This window comes from Streptomyces sp. ISL-12 (genome assembly GCF_018614415.1).
In the GTDB taxonomy this organism is placed as follows: Bacteria; Actinomycetota; Actinomycetes; order Streptomycetales; family Streptomycetaceae; genus Streptomyces.
Window position 1 is genome coordinate 96,684 of the sequence record NZ_JAGGOO010000007.1, and the last position, 19,242, is coordinate 115,925.

The 19,242-nt window shown below is 71.5% G+C and carries 19 protein-coding genes; 12 read left to right on the top strand and 7 right to left on the bottom strand.

The window, feature by feature from the left end:
• Nucleotides 1-101 precede the first annotated feature (101 nt).
• From J7I94_RS01835 to J7I94_RS01855, 5 genes are read left to right on the top strand one after another with little or no spacing between them, the layout of a single operon-like run.
• Entirely contained in the window at nt 102-299 is a 198-nt protein-coding gene (locus J7I94_RS01835; protein WP_215164656.1) for a hypothetical protein, read from the top strand.
• Entirely contained in the window at nt 296-901 is a 606-nt protein-coding gene (locus J7I94_RS01840; RefSeq protein ID WP_374198347.1) for a pilus assembly protein TadG-related protein, read from the top strand. Before J7I94_RS01835 ends, J7I94_RS01840 begins: the two co-directional genes overlap by 4 nt.
• Before the next feature lie 31 nt (nt 902-932).
• Nucleotides 933-1,514, top strand: a complete 582-nt coding sequence (locus tag J7I94_RS01845) for a hypothetical protein (protein WP_215164657.1) — start codon at nt 933-935, stop codon at nt 1,512-1,514.
• 8 nt (nt 1,515-1,522) lie between these two features.
• Nucleotides 1,523-2,137, top strand: coding sequence for an OmpA family protein (locus tag J7I94_RS01850; RefSeq protein WP_215164658.1), 615 nt, complete (start codon nt 1,523-1,525; stop codon nt 2,135-2,137).
• Nucleotides 2,138-2,142: 5 nt separating this feature from the next.
• Nucleotides 2,143-2,661 (top strand): hypothetical protein, encoded by a 519-nt coding sequence (locus J7I94_RS01855; RefSeq protein WP_215164659.1) that lies wholly within the window; start codon nt 2,143-2,145, stop codon nt 2,659-2,661.
• Here J7I94_RS01855 and J7I94_RS01860 read toward each other — a convergent pair.
• Both J7I94_RS01860 and J7I94_RS01865 read right to left on the bottom strand, forming a co-directional pair.
• Complete coding sequence (locus tag J7I94_RS01860) at nt 2,648-3,043, bottom strand: DUF192 domain-containing protein (RefSeq protein ID WP_215164660.1); 396 nt, start codon at nt 3,041-3,043, stop codon at nt 2,648-2,650. The two genes, J7I94_RS01855 and J7I94_RS01860, sit on opposite strands and share 14 nt — an antisense overlap.
• Complete coding sequence (locus tag J7I94_RS01865; RefSeq protein ID WP_215164661.1) at nt 3,040-3,675, bottom strand: DinB family protein; 636 nt, start codon at nt 3,673-3,675, stop codon at nt 3,040-3,042. Before J7I94_RS01865 ends, J7I94_RS01860 begins: the two co-directional genes overlap by 4 nt.
• Nucleotides 3,676-3,898: 223 nt before the next feature.
• Between J7I94_RS01865 and J7I94_RS01870 the strand changes: the two genes are divergently transcribed.
• The 5 genes from J7I94_RS01870 to J7I94_RS01890 all read left to right on the top strand — a co-directional run bounded on the left by J7I94_RS01870 (nt 3,899) and on the right by J7I94_RS01890 (nt 10,527).
• Entirely contained in the window at nt 3,899-4,777 is an 879-nt protein-coding gene (locus tag J7I94_RS01870; protein ID WP_215164662.1) for an LLM class flavin-dependent oxidoreductase, read from the top strand.
• 10 nt (nt 4,778-4,787) lie between these two features.
• The gene (locus J7I94_RS01875; protein ID WP_215164663.1) at nt 4,788-5,585 is read left to right on the top strand and encodes a methyltransferase domain-containing protein; all 798 of its coding nucleotides are present in this window, start codon (nt 4,788-4,790) and stop codon (nt 5,583-5,585) included.
• A 932-nt stretch (nt 5,586-6,517) separates the two neighbouring features.
• Nucleotides 6,518-7,840: a PhoH family protein gene (locus tag J7I94_RS01880; RefSeq protein ID WP_215164664.1), complete on the top strand. Its 1,323-nt coding sequence runs from the start codon at nt 6,518-6,520 to the stop codon at nt 7,838-7,840.
• A 426-nt stretch (nt 7,841-8,266) separates the two neighbouring features.
• Nucleotides 8,267-8,986 (top strand): transglycosylase SLT domain-containing protein, encoded by a 720-nt coding sequence (locus J7I94_RS01885; RefSeq protein WP_215164665.1) that lies wholly within the window; start codon nt 8,267-8,269, stop codon nt 8,984-8,986.
• 146 nt (nt 8,987-9,132) lie between these two features.
• On the top strand, nt 9,133-10,527 hold the full coding sequence (locus J7I94_RS01890) for an AI-2E family transporter (protein WP_215164666.1): 1,395 nt from the start codon (nt 9,133-9,135) through the stop codon (nt 10,525-10,527).
• A gap of 89 nt (nt 10,528-10,616) precedes the next feature.
• Here the strand turns inward: J7I94_RS01890 and J7I94_RS01895 are convergent, their stop codons facing one another.
• Complete coding sequence (locus J7I94_RS01895; protein WP_215164667.1) at nt 10,617-11,150, bottom strand: alkyl hydroperoxide reductase; 534 nt, start codon at nt 11,148-11,150, stop codon at nt 10,617-10,619.
• A gap of 6 nt (nt 11,151-11,156) precedes the next feature.
• A complete protein-coding gene (locus J7I94_RS01900) occupies nt 11,157-11,711 on the bottom strand; it encodes a peroxiredoxin (RefSeq protein ID WP_215164668.1) in 555 nt (184 codons plus the stop codon).
• Between the two features lie 129 nt (nt 11,712-11,840).
• Here J7I94_RS01900 and J7I94_RS01905 point away from each other — a divergent pair, with 129 nt between their 5' ends.
• The gene (locus J7I94_RS01905; protein WP_215164679.1) at nt 11,841-12,794 is read left to right on the top strand and encodes a LysR substrate-binding domain-containing protein; all 954 of its coding nucleotides are present in this window, start codon (nt 11,841-11,843) and stop codon (nt 12,792-12,794) included.
• 151 nt (nt 12,795-12,945) lie between these two features.
• Here J7I94_RS01905 and J7I94_RS01910 read toward each other — a convergent pair whose 3' ends face one another.
• From J7I94_RS01910 to J7I94_RS01920, 3 genes are read right to left on the bottom strand one after another with little or no spacing between them, the layout of a single operon-like run.
• Nucleotides 12,946-15,279 carry an ABC transporter permease gene (locus tag J7I94_RS01910; protein ID WP_215164669.1) on the bottom strand — a complete coding sequence of 778 codons (2,334 nt, stop codon included), beginning with the start codon at nt 15,277-15,279 and terminating at the stop codon, nt 12,946-12,948.
• The gene (locus tag J7I94_RS01915; RefSeq protein WP_215164670.1) at nt 15,276-15,968 is read right to left on the bottom strand and encodes an ABC transporter ATP-binding protein; all 693 of its coding nucleotides are present in this window, start codon (nt 15,966-15,968) and stop codon (nt 15,276-15,278) included. Before J7I94_RS01915 ends, J7I94_RS01910 begins: the two co-directional genes overlap by 4 nt.
• Nucleotides 15,965-16,489, bottom strand: a complete 525-nt coding sequence (locus tag J7I94_RS01920) for a PadR family transcriptional regulator (RefSeq protein WP_215164671.1) — start codon at nt 16,487-16,489, stop codon at nt 15,965-15,967. The genes J7I94_RS01915 and J7I94_RS01920 overlap by 4 nt, the downstream gene beginning before the upstream one ends.
• 415 nt (nt 16,490-16,904) lie before the next feature.
• Here J7I94_RS01920 and J7I94_RS01925 point away from each other — a divergent pair, with 415 nt between their 5' ends.
• Nucleotides 16,905-19,202: a transglycosylase domain-containing protein gene (locus J7I94_RS01925; protein ID WP_215164672.1), complete on the top strand. Its 2,298-nt coding sequence runs from the start codon at nt 16,905-16,907 to the stop codon at nt 19,200-19,202.
• The last annotated feature ends 40 nt before the right edge of the window (nt 19,203-19,242 follow it).

A 19,242-nucleotide genomic window follows, 5' to 3' on the forward strand; every position in this document is an offset into this window, starting at 1 on the left:
CCGGATTTGGGCCCGGGATTGGGCCCTGGGGCCCTCGGGAGGCCGGCACCGGCCCCCGTACGGTGCGGCCACCGGCACCGGCCACCGCGAAGGGGAACACCATGGGCAACTGGCTGCACACGACGGCCGCGTACCTGCAGACCCGCGCCGCCCGGGGCGACAAGGGGCAGACGGCGGTGGAGTACCTGGGGATCATCGCGGTGGTGGTGGCGATCGTGCTGGCCATCACGGGGACGAGCATCGGGCAGACGATCTTCGATGCGATCAGGACGAAGATCGCCGAAGTCACCGGCGGCTGACACAGCTGCGTAGGCACGACGACGCTGGGCAGGCATTTCCCATCTACCTCACCGTGGTGGGAGGCCTGCTCTTTCTCGCGCTCGCGTACCTGGCGGTGGGCCAGGCCGGAGCCAACCGGAACGGGGCCCAGACGGCCGCTGACGCGGCGGCCCTGGCGGCGGCGCAGGACTGGCGGGACCAACTGGCGGGACAGTGGGTCGAAAACGTAGCCGACCCGGAGTCCTGGCAGGACATCTTCGACGGCCTGGGTCAGGGGCTCACGCCCTCCTGTTGGCGAGCGGAACAGCTCGCCGCACAGAACGGCGCGGCTCTCGATGCGTGCACTCCCGTCGGGCCGCTCGAATACACGGTGGAGGTCACGGCGGAGGAGTCCGTCGGCGAATCCATCGTCCCCGGCACCGAGAACGTGCACGCGCGTGCCGTCGCCACCGCGGTCGTCGAATCGCGCTGCACGTTCGAGCTTCCCGGCCCCGACGCGGACGACGAGACGCTGCCGGGACTCACCTGTGAGGGCGGCGAGGACTGGGAGTTGGACCCAGAGGATCCCGCCGGACTCCCGGAGCCGCGCGACCTCTTCGACGTCCACCTGACCGACGCTTGAGAGAACGACGAGTGATGAAGGAAGCGGAGTCATGAGCATGCGGTTCACAACGAAGGCCCTCAGAGGGGTGGTCGCGTTGACCGCTGTGGCCGCAGTGGCCCTCGGAGTGACCGGCTGCGGTGGTGGGGGCGGGGAGGAAGAGAGCCCCGACGCCTCGGCGTCCGCCTCCAAGGACACGGGGCCCGCCCCGAGCACTCAGGACGGCAAAGCCGAGGCACCGTTGGCCGAGGTGAAGGGCTCGAACGGTCTGCTGCTGCGGATCACCTCCGCCGAGCGTGACGCCGGTGGCTTCATCACAGTGAACGGTGAATTGAAGAACGACGCTGATGACAGTGTTCAGGTCCCGGCCGCGCTCAGCGGTAACGAAACGGAGATCATCAGGAACGGCCTGTCCCTCGGCGGAGCCACCCTCGTGGACTCCAAGAGCAAGAAGCGGTACTACGTCCTGCGCGACACCGACGGCCGCCCCCTGACCACCACCGGGTTCACGACCCTCAAGGCCGGTGACAGCCTCGCCGTCTTCATGCAGTTCCCCGCACCGCCGGCGGACACCACGGAGGTCACCTTCCAACTGCCGACCTTCGCCAGCGCGACCCTCTCCATCTCCGGGTGAGGCACCCCATGACTCCCACCCGACTCACCGCCACCCTCGGCGTCACCGTCCTCCTCCTCACCGGCGGCACCCTCGCCCACGCCGACGACGCCCCCAGCGTTCCGCCGGGAACCGAAGCCACCCCCTCCGCCCCCGTCGAAGTGGACCCCAACGACCCCGACCTGAAGCTCCCCGAAGGGGCCACGCTGGCCGGGGCCAAGGTGCTGGACATCAAGTCGGTCGTCGAGGACCAGAGCGGGGACGAGCGCCGGGAGGACACCAACACGGACGTGAAGTTCGCGCTCCAGGCAGAGGTGCTGTTCGGCAAGGACAGCGCGAAGCTCGGCGGCGAGGCCAAGTCCCGGATCGCCGGCATCGCCGAGGAGATCAAGGCCCAGAACGCCACCAGGATCCGCGTCTTCGGCTTCACCGACGACCTCGGCTCCGCCGCCCACGGAGACGACCTGTCCAAGGAACGCGCCAACGCCGTGCACGACCTCCTCTCCCAGGCCCTGGACGACCCCGGCATCACCTACGAGGTACGCGGCTACGGCGAGCAGTACCCGATCTCCGACAACTCCACGGAACCGGGCCGCAAGAAGAACCGCAGGGTCGAGGTCTCCTTCCCCCGGACGGAGAACTGACCCGAGTGGTACGTGAGCCAGCCGCCCTGACGCTCCTCGCGGTACTCGCCCTGGCCGGCTGCGGGGGCACCCCGGACCGCACCGCCGGGGAGACGCCCACACCCCGCCCACCGTCCTCGTCACCCCCGTCCCCGTCCCCGTCCCCGTCCCCGTCCCGGCCCCCGTCCCCGACGACGACCGCGGCGGACGGGCGGAACACCGACGCCTGCGCCGACGCCGACTGCGAGGTCACCGTGTCCGAACCGGTGACCATCCCGTTCCGGGGCCCGGAGGGCCACGCCGAACTGTCCGTGACCGAGGTCGGCCCGGACCGGGTTTATTACGAAGTCACCGCCGGCGACGGCCGCTCCAGTGGCGGCGCCGACGGCCCGGGCTGGGGCTGCTACACCGTCCTCGGCGAGGACAGCAGCAGCAACGGATGCGGCCCTGCGGCCCCGGCGCCCAGTGCGGCCCCCGGCACCGTGGTCCTCCACCTGACGACGGCCCCCGACGGCACGGCGACCGTCCGGATCAGCTCCGGATGACCTCTCCCCGCACCTCCACCTCCACCCGCGTCCCCGGCCGCACCCCCCACCCGGCCATCACCCCGGCCGCCGCCTCCAGCACGTGCCGCGACCGCACCCGAGGCAGGCCCAGCCGCCCCGGCACCATCGTGCGCACCGCGAGCACGGTGAGCCGCCGGTCCAGATAGGCCACGTCGATCGGCATCCGCATCCGGAACGTGTGCACCGAGCCGGCCGGCGACAACAGCATCGCCCCGTCCACGGCGTCCCGCCCCAGCAGCCCCCGGGTCCGGGCCCGGTAGGACGCCGCGATCTCCAGCGGGACCCGTACGTCCGTCCCACCGGCCCCCTCGGCCGGCACCACCAGCGTGCCCCGGCCGTCCCGCCACCGCCGCCCGGTCACCGCGGCACGCTCCCGGCGGACGCCCGGTACAGGTCGCGCAGCAGGGCGATCTCCGCACCGTGGTGCAGCAGTTCCTGGTTGACCCACCACACGATGTCCAGGAACGGTTCCTCCGCGTCGCTGCCGTGCGGATAGGTGCAGTGGCCCACCCGGTCGAGCGCGGCGTCGTCCGCGCTCAGCAGCGCCTCCCGCCAGGCCGCCGCCCCGGCCCCGAAGGCGGCGACCGCCCCCGCCGCGTCCCCGGGGACCGCGATGTCGTCCCGCGTCAGGGAACGGCTCCCCGCGGTGTGGTCGGCGCGCAGCGCCAGCATCTCGGCGAGGTGGCTCAGCCGCCACGCGAGGGTGGTGAAGGGCGGCGGCCAGGGATGGGGGTAGGGCGCCGCGTCCCGGCCCCACTCGCCGGAGGCCGCACCCGCCAGGAACTCCCCCCGCGCCCCCGGGCCGTCCGCCCGCCGCCGTACCGACCAGCAGCCCGGCACCGGCTCCCAGAGGTACTCCGCGTCGGTGAGCGGCCCCACCGCCGTCTCCGACCCGTCCCCGCTGTCCATCACGGGCCCGGTCAGCCGGGCGGCCAGCCGCTCCCGGGCGAAGTCGAACTGGTCGAGCAGGGAAATGAGACGGGGAGGGGTCACGCTGCACGCTCCTGTGATGGTCCGGCGGGTCGACGGGTCGACGGTTCGACGGGACGACGGGACGACGGGACGACGGTTCGGCGGGACGTCGGCCCGGCACGTCGGCCGGCCGACCCGCCAGCCTGGCACAGCCCACCCCCGCACCGCGCCCCCTTTCCCGGCGCCGGATCACCCGGCCGAAATCCCGTTGTACGGCGCCCCACCACCCGGGTAGGAAGATCCCATGACCGCACTCGGCGCCGTGTTCCGTCCCCAGCTCGCCCCCGAACGGCTGCGTGCCGTGGCCCGGACCGCCGACGAGGCGGGACTGGACGCACTGTGGCTGTGGGAGGACTGCTTCCGGGAGGGCGGCATCTCCACGGCCGCCGCCGCGCTCGCCTGGACCGAACGGGTACGGGTCGGCGTCGGCCTCCTCCCCGTACCGCTGCGCAACGTCGCCCTCACCGCCATGGAGGCCGCCACCCTGCACCGGATGTTCCCCGGCCGGGCCGTCCTCGGCGTGGGCCACGGCGTGCAGGACTGGATGGGCCAGGTGGGCGCGCGGGCCGAGTCCCCGATGACCCTGCTGCGGGAGTACCTGACCGCGCTGCGGGCCCTGCTGGCGGGCGAGCGGGTCACCACCGAGGGCCGCTACGTCCGCCTCGACGACGTGGCCCTGGACTGGCCGCCGGACGCGCCCGGCGGCGCCGAGGTGTTCGCCGGAGCCACCGGCCCGCGCTCGCTGCGGCTGTCCGGCGAGGCCGCGGACGGCACGGTGCTCACCTCGGCCACCCCGCCCGACGGGGTACGGGCGGCCCGCCGGCTCATCGACGAGGGCCGGGCCGCGGCCGGCCGGACCGACGGGCACGAGGTCGTCGTCTACCTCCTCACCGCCACCGGCCCCGACGCCGACGCCCGGCTCCGCGCCGAACTGGCCGCCGAGGGACTGGACTCCGTACCGGATCTCGGTGCGGCCGGCGACGCGGGTGCCGTCGCCGAGGCCGTCGACCGGCTGGCCGAGGCCGGCGCCGACACGGTGATCCTCCAGCCGACCGCGGACGAACCGGACCCCGAGGGGTTCGTCCGCTTCACGGCGGAACGCGTCGCCCCCTTGCTGGCCTGAGGACACCACCATGCGCACGTACGAGGACCTGGTCGCCGAGGCCGTCGCCGCCCCCACCGAGGGCTGGGACTTCTCCTGGTTCGAGGGCCGGGCCACCGAGGAACGGCCCTCCTGGGGATACGCCCGCTCGCTGGCCGGACGCCTGGCCGGCGCCGACGCCGTGCTGGACATCCAGACCGGCGGCGGCGAAGTACTGGACTTCGCGCTCGGCGCGGCCCCACGACCGCCCCGGCTCACCGTCGCCACCGAGGGCTGGCCGCCGAACGTCGCCAAGGCCACCGCCCTGCTCCGCCCGCGCGGCGTCGCGGTCGTCGCCGCACCGGAGGACGCGCCGCTGCCGTTCGCGGACGGTGGCTTCGACCTGGTCGTCAGCCGGCACCCCGTCAGACCGCGGTGGACGGAGATCGCCCGGGTGCTGAGCCCCGGCGGCACCTACTTCGCCCAGCACGTGGGCCCCGCCAGCGCCTTCGAACTCGTCGAGTACTTCCTCGGGCCCCGCCCCGAGGCGAGCCGCCGCGACCGTCACCCCGAGGACGAGCGGGCCGCCGCCGAGGCCGCCGGGCTGGAGGTCACCGAGCTGCGGGCGGAGCGGCTGCGGATGGAGTTCCACGACATCGGGGCCGTCGTCCACTTCCTGCGCAAGGTCGTGTGGATGGTCCCGGGGTTCACCGCCGAGGCGTACGAGCCCCGGCTGCGCGCCCTGCACGAGCGGATCGAGGCCGAGGGGCGGCCCTTCGTGGCCCACAGCTCCCGGCACCTCGTCGTGGCCCGGCACGCGGCCTCACGCGATGCCCGACGACGCCACTAATCACGTTTGCGCCCTTTGCTGCGCCTATGCCCGATAACTCCATCGAGGATCTCCGCGGATCTCCACGGGGTTTCCACATCGTTATCCCGCGCGGTGTCCAGCGACTCGATCGAGACCCGCCATGTCGCGTAAGTTCAGACCAAGTTGATTCGCGTGAGCAAAGCCACGTGAGTGGCACCGCGCAGCGGAGGGGGCTGCGCGGTGCCGGGTCACGTGCGCGTTCGCCGGTGACGCCGCCCGGCGGGGGGAGCCGGGGCCGCTTCACCGGGCGGGCCGGGGCTTGCCCCGGACCCTGTGGAACGTCTCTCATGGCACACGGCTCCCGTGGGATTCCGCTGTGTTCCGGCCATGATTACGACGTGAATCGGGGACCCGTCGGCCAGCGCGGCGTCGCCGGGCGAATTCGGAGAGTAGTTGTTTCGCGCCGATGCACCCAGTAGCCCTTACGAAGGGTTATGGTGGAAACCCCCCCTCGGGCCGGTCCGTATCCCCCCCCACGGACCGGCCCGTTTTTCTGTGTGGCCTACGCGTGGCCGACGCATGGCCGACGCGTCGCCGGTGGAGGGCCGACGTGCGGCCGGACCGGGCCGTGCGCGGCGCCGCCCCGTCCCGCCGGACCCGCGGGTGTACTGACGGGTCACGTGTCACGAACAGTTCATCAGCGCGCCGTCATATGCCGGGGCATGGCCGCGCTTCGGACCGGGCATAAAGCAACCAGGTCGACACCCGAACCACGGGTGTCGGTTCTCAGCGGGCGGCACGGGGCCGTCCCGCCCGGGAGGCCCTTTGCACCAGCACGACCGTGCGGTCTCGGCACGGGAGAAGCAGTGGAGGGCCGGTTTCCGGCCCGTGCGGTGTGTGCATCGCGGCCGACGACCGGTCCAGCCCCACTCCGTCGCTCCCCGACCTCTCCCGAGGGGGTACGTCCTTCCGTGGTGACCAGCGCAAAGCGCCCCAAGCCAGACCGGCGCACCTACGTTCTCGACACCAGTGTCCTGCTGGCCGATCCGAACGCTCTCAGCCGCTTCGACGAGCACGAGGTCGTGCTTCCGATCGTCGTGGTCACGGAACTGGAGGCCAAACGGAACCATCCCGAACTCGGCTACTTCGCCCGGCAGGCCCTGCGGCTGCTCGACGACTGCCGGGTCCGGCACGGCCGCCTGGACGCCCCGATCCCGATCGGGGAGCTGGGCGGGACCCTGCGGGTCGAGCTGAACCACTCGGACCCCAGCGTGCTGCCCAGCGGCTACCGCCTGGGGGACAACGACTCCCGCATCCTCGCGGTCGCCCGCAACCTCCAGGCCGAGGGGTTCGACGTCACCGTCGTGTCGAAGGACCTCCCGCTGCGGATCAAGGCGTCCTCCGTGGGGCTGCTGGCCGAGGAGTACCGGGCCGAACTGGCCATCACGGACTCCGGCTGGACCGGGATGGCCGAGCTGACCCTGCCCGGCGAGCAGGTGGACATCCTCTTCGAGGAGGGCCACCTCCATGTGCCCGAGGCCGCCGGCCTGCCCGTGCACACCGGGCTGACCATCCAGTCGGAGCGGGGCAAGGCGCTCGGCCGGATCACCCCGGAGGGAACCGTCCGCCTGGTGCGCGGCGACCGGGAGGCGTTCGGCATCAAGGGCCGCAGCGCCGAGCAGCGGATCGCGCTCGACCTGCTGCTCGACCCGGACATCGGGATCGTGTCGATGGGCGGCCGGGCCGGCACCGGCAAGTCGGCGCTGGCACTGTGCGCGGGCCTGGAGGCGGTCCTCGAGCGCCGGCAGCACCAGAAGGTGATGGTCTTCCGGCCGCTGTACGCGGTGGGCGGGCAGGAGCTGGGCTATCTGCCCGGCACCGAGGCCGAGAAGATGAGCCCCTGGGCGCAGGCGGTCTTCGACACCCTCTCGGCGGTCACCAGCCGCGAGGTCATCGAGGAGGTCACCGCGCGCGGCATGCTGGAGGTGCTGCCGCTCACCCACATCCGCGGCCGGTCGCTGCACGACGCGTTCGTCATCGTGGACGAGGCCCAGTCCCTGGAGCGCAACGTCCTGCTGACCGTGCTGTCCCGGATCGGCGCCGACTCACGGGTCGTGCTCACCCACGACGTGGCGCAGCGGGACAATCTCCGCGTCGGGCGGTACGACGGTGTCGTCGCCGTGGTGGAGAAGCTGAAGGGGCATCCGCTCTTCGCGCACGTCACGCTGACCCGGTCCGAAAGGTCACAGATCGCGGCGCTCGTCACCGAAATGCTGGAGGACGGCCGCATTTGACACCCGCGTAGGGGCGCCGTCCGGAAAAAGGCCAAGAGCCTAGCCGGGCGGCGCCTTCGCGTGCGGGAGTTTCCGTAAATCCCCGGGGACAAACGAGGTGTGAGCTTTCACACGCAACTCAAGATTGCCTCACGCCGTCCGGTTACGGCAGAGTCTCGTTCCTGTCAGGCCCCGCATACGACACACGTGTACCCCTGGGGGTACCTCCCAGGCCTTAGGGCACTGGGGGAGGTACGCAATCACAGCAGTACCAGGTCAACTCCATAGCCACGTCGTATGCCGCCCGAGCACCACGCGGCGCTCCCCCACCGGGAGTTGCCCACCGGGCCCGCGCCTCCCGTGACCCCGAAGTTGGGGAGGCCAGCGTCAGGGGCACGATCGCGTCCGCGAGGGTCACCGAAGCGGGCGATGCTGGAAGGAAACCGTGTGAGCCGGATCTCGGTCCGGGGATTCGCAGTGGCCTCGGCCACGGCGGTCACCGCTGTCGGAAGCGTCGTCGGTGTTGCCTCGGGCAGCACCATGCAGGGCAACAACGACGCCGAGGCGACGGCCAGTGGCACGACGCTCCTCGCGGACATCCCCGTGGGGCAGCAGGCCCAGGTCCAGACCGCGTCGCTGACGCAGCAGGCCGACGCGCAGGCCATCGCCGCCGACGCGGGCGCCAGGAAGCAGGCGGAGGAGGCGGCACGCAAGGCCGCCGCCCAGACCGCGGTCGCCAAGAAGAAGCAAGCCGACGCGGCGGCCAAGAAGGCCGCGCAGGCCGCGCAGGACGCGAAGGAGCGCGAGGACGCCGACGAGCAGGCCAGCCGCGACGCCACCCGCGACGCCTCCGACTTCTCCGTCCAGAGCTCCTACACCGTCGCCCAGATCCAGTCGATGGCGCGTCAGATGGTGCCGAGCGCGCAGTTCCAGTGCTTCAGCAACATCGTCGACCACGAGTCGAGCTGGAACTACCAGGCGGTCAACGCCTCCTCCGGCGCCTACGGTCTCTTCCAGGCCCTGCCCGCCTCCAAGTACTCCTCGGTCGGCTCCGACTGGCAGACCAACCCGGCCACGCAGATCAAGTGGGGCCTGAACTACATGAACGATCGCTACGGCAGCCCGTGCGACGCCTGGACCTTCTGGCAGGCCAACCACTGGTACTGAGCCGCCCGCGGCCCCCGTGCCGCCGCTCAACCCCGCGCAGCCCCTCGCCGTCCTACGGTGAGGGGCTTTCGCGTGCGCGCCCTGTACGGTCGGAGCGACGACTCCAGGGGGGAGTGGTGGGGAGAGACGGGGGAAGAGGACGGATCATGTCGCGAGTGCCAGGGTGGATCGGCCGGCTCGGCGCCGGGCTGACCCGGGTGAGCCGGACGCTGGACCAGCGCCGCGCGGAGGCGGAGCGGGAGGACGCCGCCGCCGACGCCGCAGGGACACAGCCGTACGAGCATCAGACGTACGAGCAACGGTCGTACACGCAGCAGTCGTACGAGCAACGGCCGCACGACCACGTACCGCCGCCGCCGGACCACCCGCCCGCCGTCGCCGCCCGGCCCGATCCCGCCCAGGCCGTGCCGTGGGGCGTACGGGTCGCGGCCGAGGCGGGCTGGCGGCTGCTGGTCCTCGCGGGCACCCTGTGGGTGCTGATGCGGATCATCAGCGCCGTCCAGCTGGTCGTGCTGGCCTTCGTCGCCGCGCTGCTGATCACGGCGCTGCTCCAGCCGACGGTGGGGCGGCTGCGGCGGCGCGGGGTGCCGCGCGGAGTGGCCACGGCGCTCACCGCGATCGGCGGGTTCGTGGTGATGGGCCTGATGGGCTGGTTCGTCACCTGGCAGGTCATGGAGAACATCGACAGCCTCTCCGGCCAGGTCCAGGACGGCATCGACGAGCTGCGCCGCTGGCTGCTCGACAGCCCCTTCCACGTCACCGACAAGCAGATCAACGAGATCGCCGAGAACCTGCGGGACGCCGTCGGCGCCAACACCGACCAGATCACCTCCGCGGGCCTGGAGGGCGTGACGGTCGTCGTCGAGGCGCTGACCGGCATCCTGCTGGCCGTCTTCTCGACCCTGTTCCTGCTCTACGACGGCCGGCGGATCTGGGAGTGGTCGCTGAAGCTGGTCCCGGCCGCCGCCCGGCCCGGCGTGGCCGGCGCCGGTCCGCGGGCCTGGCGGACGCTGACCGCGTATGTGCGCGGCACGGTGATAGTGGCCCTGATCGACGCCGTCTTCATCGGCCTCGGCATCTACTTCCTCGATGTGCCGATGGCCGTGCCGCTGGCCGTGTTCATCTTCCTGGGCGCGTTCGTCCCGCTGGTCGGCGCCGTCGTGTCGGGCGCGCTGGCGGTCGTCGTCGGGCTGGTGACGCAGGGCGTGTTCACCGCCGTGATGGTCCTCGTCGTGGTGCTGGCGGTGCAGCAGATCGAGGGGCACATCCTCCAGCCGTTCATCCTGGGGCGGGCGGTGCGCGTCCATCCGCTCGCGGTGGTGCTGTCGGTGGCGGCCGGCGGGCTGGTGGCCGGCATCGGCGGCGCGGTGGTCGCCGTACCGCTGGTCGCGGTGACCAACACCGTCGTGGGCTATCTGCGGGCGCACTCCCGGGAGGCGGCGCTGCGGGGCACGCCCCGGCCGCACGGGGCCACGTCGACGGACGCCGCCCCGGCGGCCGGGAAGCCCCCGCCCGCCGGCCCGCCGCCGGCCTCCGCCTGACGACATGCCGACGGGCCCCGCCCACCGGGAGGTGGACGGGGCCCGTCGCCGTACCGGGTACGGAGGACTCCGTACCGGGGTAGGCGGGACTACTCGGCGAGGACCGCCTCGGCGTCCAGCGTGGCGCCCACGGCCTGGATCACGGCCGCGATCTTGAAGGCTTCCTGGACCGTCTCCCGGTCCAGGCCCGCCTTGCGGAGCACCTGCTCGTGCGAGTCCAGGCACATGCCGCAGCCGTTGATGGCGGAGACCGCGAAGGACCACAGCTCGAAGTCGACCTTGTCGACGCCCGGGTTGCCGATGACGTTCATCCGCAGCCCGGCCCGCAGGGTGCCGTACTCGTGGTCCGACAGCAGGTGCCGGGTGCGGTAGAAGACGTTGTTCATCGCCATGATCGCGGCGGCCGACTTGGCGGCCGTGTACGCCTCCGGCGTGAGGTTCGCCTTCGCCTCCGGCTCCAGCTCGCGCAGCACGATCGGGGAGCGCGAGGCGATGGCGGTCGCCAGCACGGTGCCCCACAGCTGCTGCGCCGGGAGGCCGGAGTTGCCGATGACCGAGCCCAGGTTGAGCTTCAGGTCCTTGGCGTAGTCCGGTATGGCGGACTTCAGGGTGTCGAGGGACATGTCAGCTCACTCTCCCGACAGCAGCGCGACGGGGTCGAGGGTCTCGTCGCCCTTGGACCAGTTGCACGGGCACAGCTCGTCGGTCTGCAGGGCGTCCAGGACCCGCAGGACCTCCTTGGGGTTACGGCCGACCGAGCCGGCGGTCACCATGGTGAACTGGATCTCGTTGTTCTGGTCCACGATGAAGACGGCGCGCTGCGCGAAGCCGTCCTCGCCCTCGATGCCGAGCGCGCGCATCAGCTCGTGCTTGGAGTCGGCCATCATCGGGAACGGCAGGTCGGTCAGGTCCGGGTGGTCCTTGCGCCAGGCGTGGTGGACGAACTCCGAGTCACCGGAGAAGCCGAGGATCTGGGCGTCCCGGTCGGCGAACTCCTCGTTCAGCTTGCCGAAGGCCGCGATCTCGGTGGGGCACACGAAGGTGAAGTCCTTGGGCCAGGCGAAGACGACCTTCCACTTGCCCTCGTAGGTCTTGTGGTTGATCTGCTCGAACTCCTTGCCCTTCTCCAGCGAGACGCAGGCGGTCAGTTCGAACTCGGGGAACTTGTCACCGACAGTGAGCACACGCTCTCCTTGCAGCGCGGAAACGCCCAGTTTGCAGGCGTTTCCCATGGGTTGGACGGTTCCGATGCTGGCACAGGGTGCATTGATTGCGGAAATAGCTACACTCGGTCGGGTTGATCGGAGGTAGTTATCAGTACGGCCGGTAATAAGCCCAGGCAGCCCAGTCTCGCCCAGCTCCGCGCGTTCACCGCGGTCGCCGAGCACCTGCACTTCCGCGATGCCGCCGCGGCGATCGGCATGAGCCAGCCCGCACTCTCGGGTGCGGTATCCGCCCTGGAGGAGACACTCGGTGTCACCCTCGTCGAGCGTACGACGCGCAGAGTACTGCTCACTCCGGAGGGTGAACGTCTTCTGGTCCGGGCCAAGGCGGTACTGGAGGAGATAGGGGCGCTGACGGAGGAGGCCACGGCCCTGCGCGCCCCGTTCACCGGCGCGCTGCGCCTGGGCGTCATCCCGACCGTCGCGCCGTACGTACTGCCGGCCGTGCTGCGCCTGGCGCACGAGCGCTACCCGGACCTCGACCTCCAGGTGCACGAGGAGCAGACCGCGAGCCTGCTGGACGGGCTCACCTCCGGCCGCCTGGACCTGCTGCTGCTCGCCGTCCCGCTCGGTATGCCCGGCGTCATCGAACTCCCCCTCTTCGACGAGGACTTCGTCCTGGTCACCCCGCTCGGCCACTGGCTCGGCGGCCGTGAGGGCATCCCGCGCGAGGCGCTGCGCTCGCTCAACCTGCTGCTGCTCGACGAGGGCCACTGCCTGCGCGACCAGGCCCTGGACATCTGCCGGGAGGCCGGACGCGCGGACGTGCCGGCGACCACCACGGCCGCCGGCCTGTCCACGCTGGTCCAACTGGTCGCCGGCGGCCTCGGCGTCACCCTGCTGCCGCGCACCGCGGTCCGGGTGGAGACCTCCCGGGCCGGCGGGCTCCTCACCGCGTACTTCGCCGACCCCGCGCCCACTCGCCGGATCGCCCTGGCGATGCGCGGCGGGGCGGCGCGGGCCGCGGAGTACGAGGAACTGGCGGCCTCCCTGCGGGAGGCGGTACGCACCCTGCCGGTCCGGGTCGTGGCCCCGACGCCCTGACGCCCTGACGCCCTGACCGGTCCGGCACCGACGGTTCCGGCCTGCTTTGTACGCGGCCCCGGGCCCTGAACGTCCAGGGCCCGGCTGTCCCGCCCGCTCCGTACGCAGGCCCCCGGGCCCCGCCCCGTCCGGCACCGGCTGCTCGGGCCGCCTACTCCGTGCGCAGGCCGTCCGGGCGCAGCATCCGCAGCAGCGGGGGCAGGCTGAGCAGCGTCACCGCCAGGACGACCGCCGCGCCGACGCCGGTCATCGACAGCAGGCTCGGCCAGTCGATCCGGACCGCGGTGCCGGTCATCTTCAGCAGGACCGTGCCGAGCGTCAGCCCCACCACCGCGGAGAGCAGCAGGCCCACCGCGATCGGGACCGCCGTCTGCCACAGCACCGACAGCCCCAGGGTGCGGCGCCGGGTGCCGAAGGCGACCAGGGACGACAGCAGCTTGCGGCGCTCGCGCAGCTGCTCCAGCTGGGTCACCAGCAGACTCGCGCCGATCAGCGCCAGCACACAGGCGGCGCCGACGAACAGGCCGGAGCGGATGGCCGTGAACTTCTCGCTCCGCGTGACGGACGACCAGACCTCGGCGCGCGCCAGCGGATCGACGGCCGCGGCGGTGTTGCGCACCCGCTCCTGGACGTCCGGCACCGACCGGTCGAGCCCCAGGTAGACCTCCGTGCGCAGACTCGACAGGGCCTTGTCGTCGAGGGCTCCGGGAGTGAACAGGAACCCGGTCGTCGTGTTGTTGGTCAGGCCGACGCGTTCGCCGGCCTCCTTGATGCCCTCCGGAACCGTCCATTCGATCCGCGCGCCCGGGAAGTCGTCGTACGACGGATCGAAGTACAGCCGCCGCCCCGGCTCGGTCAGCGTGTCGATGGCCGAGTCGTACGAGGGGTCGAGGACGGCGAAGACGTCGCCGTCCGCGCAGGAGTCCAGCCGGACGATCTGCCGCAGCGCCGTGCAGTCCCCGACCGTCACCTGCTCCGAGTCCTCCGGGTTCATGGGGCGGTCGCCGATGGAGCCCTCGGAGTAGGCGTAGACGTCCTCGACGCCCTTGGTGGACCTGAACTCCGCGCTGGAGGAGGGCTTGGCGCTGTCCGACAGGGTCACCTGCATCTGCGCCCGCGTGACGTCCTGCCCGGTGCTCTTGGTGTAGTCGTCGTCCACCCCGGCGAACAGCATCTGCAGGGCGATCGCCCCGGCGACGGCCACCGCCACGCCGTTGACCATGCGGGCCGCGGTGCCGCTGTTCATCTGGAGGCGCCGGACCGCCAGCTGCCAGGAGACACTGCCCGCGCCGAGCCGGGCGACGAACCGCTCCACGATCCACGGCAGCAGCGCCGTCACACCGATCAGCAGCAGGACGACTCCGCCGACGACCAGGTACTGGTTGAAGTCGCCGTTGCCGCCGCCCTGGCCGATCATCGGGTAGAGCATCGCCAGACCGGCCAGCGGCAGCAGCAGCCGCCACCACAGCCGGCGCCGCGCGGGCCGGGCCGTGCGGACCACGCCGAGCGGCTCGATGACCACCCCGCGCAGCGCGAACAGCGTCACCAGCACCGCCGCCGCCGGGACGGCCACCCCCACCAGCAGGGCCAGCCAGGGCGAGGGGTTCAGATAGCTCGGGAAGACGCTGACGTCGAACACCACGGCCCGGCCCGCGAGCTGCCGGCCGATCAGGAAGAACACCGTGCCGAAGACCAGTCCGAGCACCGAGCCCGCCAGTGCCTCGCCGGCGGCGATCCGCCGGGTCATCAGGCCGTCGGAGCCGACCAGCCGCAGCGCCGCGAGCCGCCGGTCGCGCCGCTCGCCGCCGAACCGCACGGCCGTGGCGATGAAGACGGCGACCGGCATCAGCAGCACCACGAACACCACGAGGATCAGCAGCAGCAGTACGGGGTCGAGCTCGTCCGACGACGTGCTGTCGATGGGGCCGAAGTGGTCGATCCTGGTGACGCTGGAGTCGTCGAGGTGCGCGGCGAGTCCCTCGGCGCCCCGGACGAAGGTGAGTTCCTGGGAGCCGACCAGGCCCTCCTCGGCGATGGTGCCGGTGATCCGGTCCGGGAACCGCTCGCGCAGCAGCTTCCCGGAGTCCGACTCCAGCAGCTCCTTCAGCGCGGGGGAGACGAGCATCTCGCCCTCGGCCGGTACGGCGTCCATGCCGGGCGGCACCGGAGCGTCGGGCCCCTCGGGCTCCATCCCGCGGCCCCGGATCTCCTGGTCCCGGAACTCCGTGTCGAGGTCCGCGACCAGCAGGGTGTCGTTCCCCTTCGGCGGGACGGTGGTGTCCATCCACGAGATGTCGGTGCGGGCGTCCTCCCGGTCGTGCCGGGCGTCGAGCGCGCTGGGAATGGCGGTGGTCAGCAGCAGCAGTGCCACGCCGAGCCCCACGCCGACGGCCGTCAGCAGCGCCCGGGTCCACCCCTCGCGCCCGCCGGTCAGGGTGAACCGGACCCCCAGGGCCAGGTCGCGGCCCCACTGCCGGACGTTCATACGACCCGCTCCATGTCCCGGGACTTCCCGTCCCGTACGACGACCTCGCGGTCCGACCAGGCGGCCACCCGCGCCTCGTGCGTGACCAGCACGACGGCGGCGTTGGTGGACCGGGCGGCCTCGGTGAGCAGCTCCATCACGCGCTCGCCGTTGAGGGAGTCCAGGGCGCCGGTGGGCTCGTCGGCGAAGAGCACGCGCGGGCCGGTGACCAGCGACCGCGCCACGGCGACCCGCTGCCCCTGCCCGCCGGAGACCTCGCCGGGCCGCTTCTTGGCGAGGTCGTCGACCTCCAGGCGTTCCATCCAGCCGAGCGCGGTCCGCTCGGCCTCCTTGCGGGACGTGCCGTTCAGCCGCAGCGGCAGGGCCACGTTCTCCACACAGGTCAGCTCCGGCACGAGCTGGCCGAACTGGAACACGAACCCGAACTCGGTGCGCCGCAGGGCGCTGCGCCGGGCGTCGTTCATGGCGGACAGTTCGCGCCCGTTGTAGGTGATCGTGCCGGAGTCGGGCGGGACGATGCCGGCCAGGCAGTGCAGCAGTGTGGACTTGCCGGAGCCGGAGGGCCCCATCACGGCGACGACCTCGCCGGGGTGGATGGAGAACCCGGCACCGTCGAGGGCGAGGGTCGGGCCGTAGGCCTTGCGCAGGTCCCGCGCGGTGAGCAGGGAACCGGGGGGAGGGGTCGTCACGAGGTCACCGCCGCACGGAGCTTGTCGAGGCGCGCCGCGGTGAGCTCCAGCCACCGCAGGTCGGCTTCCAGGTGGAAGAGGGCGTGGTCGCAGATGAGCTGGTCGGCGAGGTCGCCCTTGCGCTTGCGGTCGGTGAGGACGCGCATGTGGCGCAGGTGCTCGGCGCGCTGCTCGTCGAGGATGTCGGCGGCGTCGCGGTGCGTGAGCAGGGCGAGGACGACCTTGGTGTACAGCGTCGACTGGAGGTACGGCTCCGGTTTCTCCGGCGTCGCCAGCCACCGCTCCACGTCGGTGATGCCGGCGTCGGTGATCGCGTACCGCTTGCGCTCCGGGCCGCCGCCGGCCTCGATGCCGTCGACCTCCACGAGGCCGTTCTTCAGCAGGCGGGACATCGTCGAATAGACCTGGCCGTAGTGGAGCGGCCGGTCCTGACCGAACTTCTCGTCGAAGGCCCGCTTCAGGTCGTAACCGTGGCGGGGCCCGGACTCCAGGAGACCGAGCAGAGTGTGACCGATGGACATGCCGCGCACTCTACACACGGTGTATACCTGGCGTGTATACATGCTGTGTCCAGTTGGTGAGGACGGGCTCCGCGTCGCAGGTCGCGGGGTGTTGTCACGGTTCTGTCACCGCTCCCGGGGCCCCGCTCGCCGGCGCTCGGGGGAAGGGCCGGGATGGCGGCGGCGGGGGTTCGGCATCTCGGACGCGTCGACGGCGGCATAGGTGGCATACGTGTCCATTCCGCTCTGCCGTGGCAACCCTCGGCCCCTCCCGTACGTCGGTTCCAAAGGGCAGGGGTGCTGATTCTCACGTCCCCAAAAGGCTGGATCGGCGACTCTTTGTCACACCTGGCGGTGCTAGCTTCTTACGCTGACCTGCTGACGGAACCTGTGTGTCTTGTGAGCACACACGAACGAAGCGGAGCGGAACGGGCCCATGGGACGAGCGGAAGAGAGAAGAGCGCGGCAGCGTGGCGGACGCCGCGCGGCGCCCAAGCGCCGCCGTCCACCGGCCGCGAACGGCAAGGGACGGATACGCCGGCTCTTCACCTGGAAGAAGATCCTCGGGACCTTCCTCGGGCTCTGCCTGCTCGGCATGGGCGCCTTCGTCGTGCTGTACATGATGATCCAGATACCCGAGGGCAACGCCGACGCGACGCTGCAGAGCAACGTCTACAAGTACGGCGACGGCACGGTCATGACCCGCAGCGGCGAGCGCAACCGTGAGATCGTCGACCTCTCCAAGGTGCCCAAGGACGTCCAGCACGCCTTCGTCGCCGCCGAGAACAAGACCTTCTACGACGACTCCGGCGTCGACCTCAGGGGCACCGCCCGCGGCCTGCTCAACACCCTCTCCGGCAAGGGCGCGCAGGGCGGCTCGACCATCACCCAGCAGTACGTCAAGAACTACTACCTCACCCAGGACCAGACCGTCACGCGCAAGCTGAAGGAACTGGTCATCTCCCTCAAGCTGGACCAGCAGAAGTCCAAGGACTACATCCTCGCCGGCTACCTGAACACCAGCTACTACGGCCGCGGCGCCTACGGCATCCAGGCCGCCGCCCAGGCCTACTACCGCGTCGACGCCGAGGAGCTGACGGTCGAGCAGGGCGCCTACCTCGCCGCGCTGCTCCAGGCGCCCAGCCAGTACGACTGGGCGGTCGCCACCGAGACCGGCAAGAAGCTGGCCAAGCAGCGCTGGAACTACGTCCTGGACAAGATGGTCGAGCAGGACTGGCTGAGCACCTCCGACCGGCAGGCCGCCAAGTTCCAGATCCCCGAGGAGCCCAAGGGCGTCGAGGGCATGCAGGGCCAGAACGGCTACCTGGTGGACGCGGCCAACGACGCGCTGGAGGACCAGCTCGTCGCCGCCGGCACCGCCGAGGACAAGGAGCAGGCCGCCGCGATGGTCGAGGCCGGCGGCTGGACCGTCACCCTCAACATCGACAAGAAGAAGCAGGCGGCGCTGGAGAAGTCCGTCGAGGAGCAGCTGACCAGCAAGCTCGACGCCGACGAACGCGACGTCGACGCCGACGTCCAGGCGGGCGCCGTCTCCGTCGACCCGAAGACCGGCGGGGTCGTGGCGATGTACGGCGGCGTGGACTACCTCAAGCACTACGTCAACAACGCCACCCGCAAGGACTACCAGCCCGCCTCCACCTTCAAGCCGGTCATCCTCGCCGCCGCCGTGGACCAGGACGCCGAGACCCAGGACGGCGTGCCGATCACGGCCAACACGGTCTACGACGGCACCAGCAAGCGCCAGGTCGAGCAGAACGGCACCAAGGTCGGCTTCGCGCCCGAGAACGAGGACGACGTCGACTACGGCGACATCTCCGTCCAGACGGCCATGAACAAGTCCGTCAACTCCGTCTTCGCGCAGATGGGCGTCGACGTCGGCATGGACCAGGTGGTCGACGTCGCCGCCGACCTCGGCATGGACGACGACCTGCAGGCCGTACCGGCCCAGACCCTGGGCAGTATGGGCGCCAGCCCGCTCCAGATGGCCGGCGTCTACGCCACCCTCGACAACCACGGCAAGAAGGTCACCCCGGCCATCGTGAAGTCGGTCGAGCACAACTCCCGCGCGGTCGAGTTCCCCGACCCGATCGGCGAGCAGGTCATCAGCCGCGAGGCCGCCGACACGGTGACCAGCGTGCTGACCGGCGTGGTCGACGACGGTACGGCCAAGACCTCCGTACGGGACAACCCGATGCGCGACGGCCAGCAGGTGGCCGGCAAGACCGGTACCTCCGACAACAACAAGTCGGCCTGGTTCACCGGCTTCACCCCCAAGCTGGTCACCTCCGTCGGCCTGTTCGGCGAGGACGCCAAGACCCACGGCCAGGTCGCGATGTACGGCGCGGGCGGCGAGGACCGCGTCAACGGCGGCGGCTTCCCGGCGCAGATCTGGGCGGCGTACACGTTCGGCGTGATGGACAAGACCAGCAAGTTCGACCTGGACACCAAGCAGGGCGCGGCGGTCGCGCCCAGCACGTCGGCGCCGCCGACCGAGACGACCTCGTCGCCGCCCGCGGAGGAGACGACCTCGGCTCCGCCCAAGGACGAGGAGACGACCTCGGCGCCGCCCACCGACGAGGAGACGACCACCACGCCGCCCCCGGACGACGAGACCACGACGCCCCCGCCGGACGACGAGGAGACCACCACGCCTCCGCCGACGGACGAGGAGACCGACGAGGAGGACGACGGCTTCCCGGGCGGCGGCTGGTAGCCGGCGGACGGACGCGGGACGGAAAAGGGGGAGGGCGCCC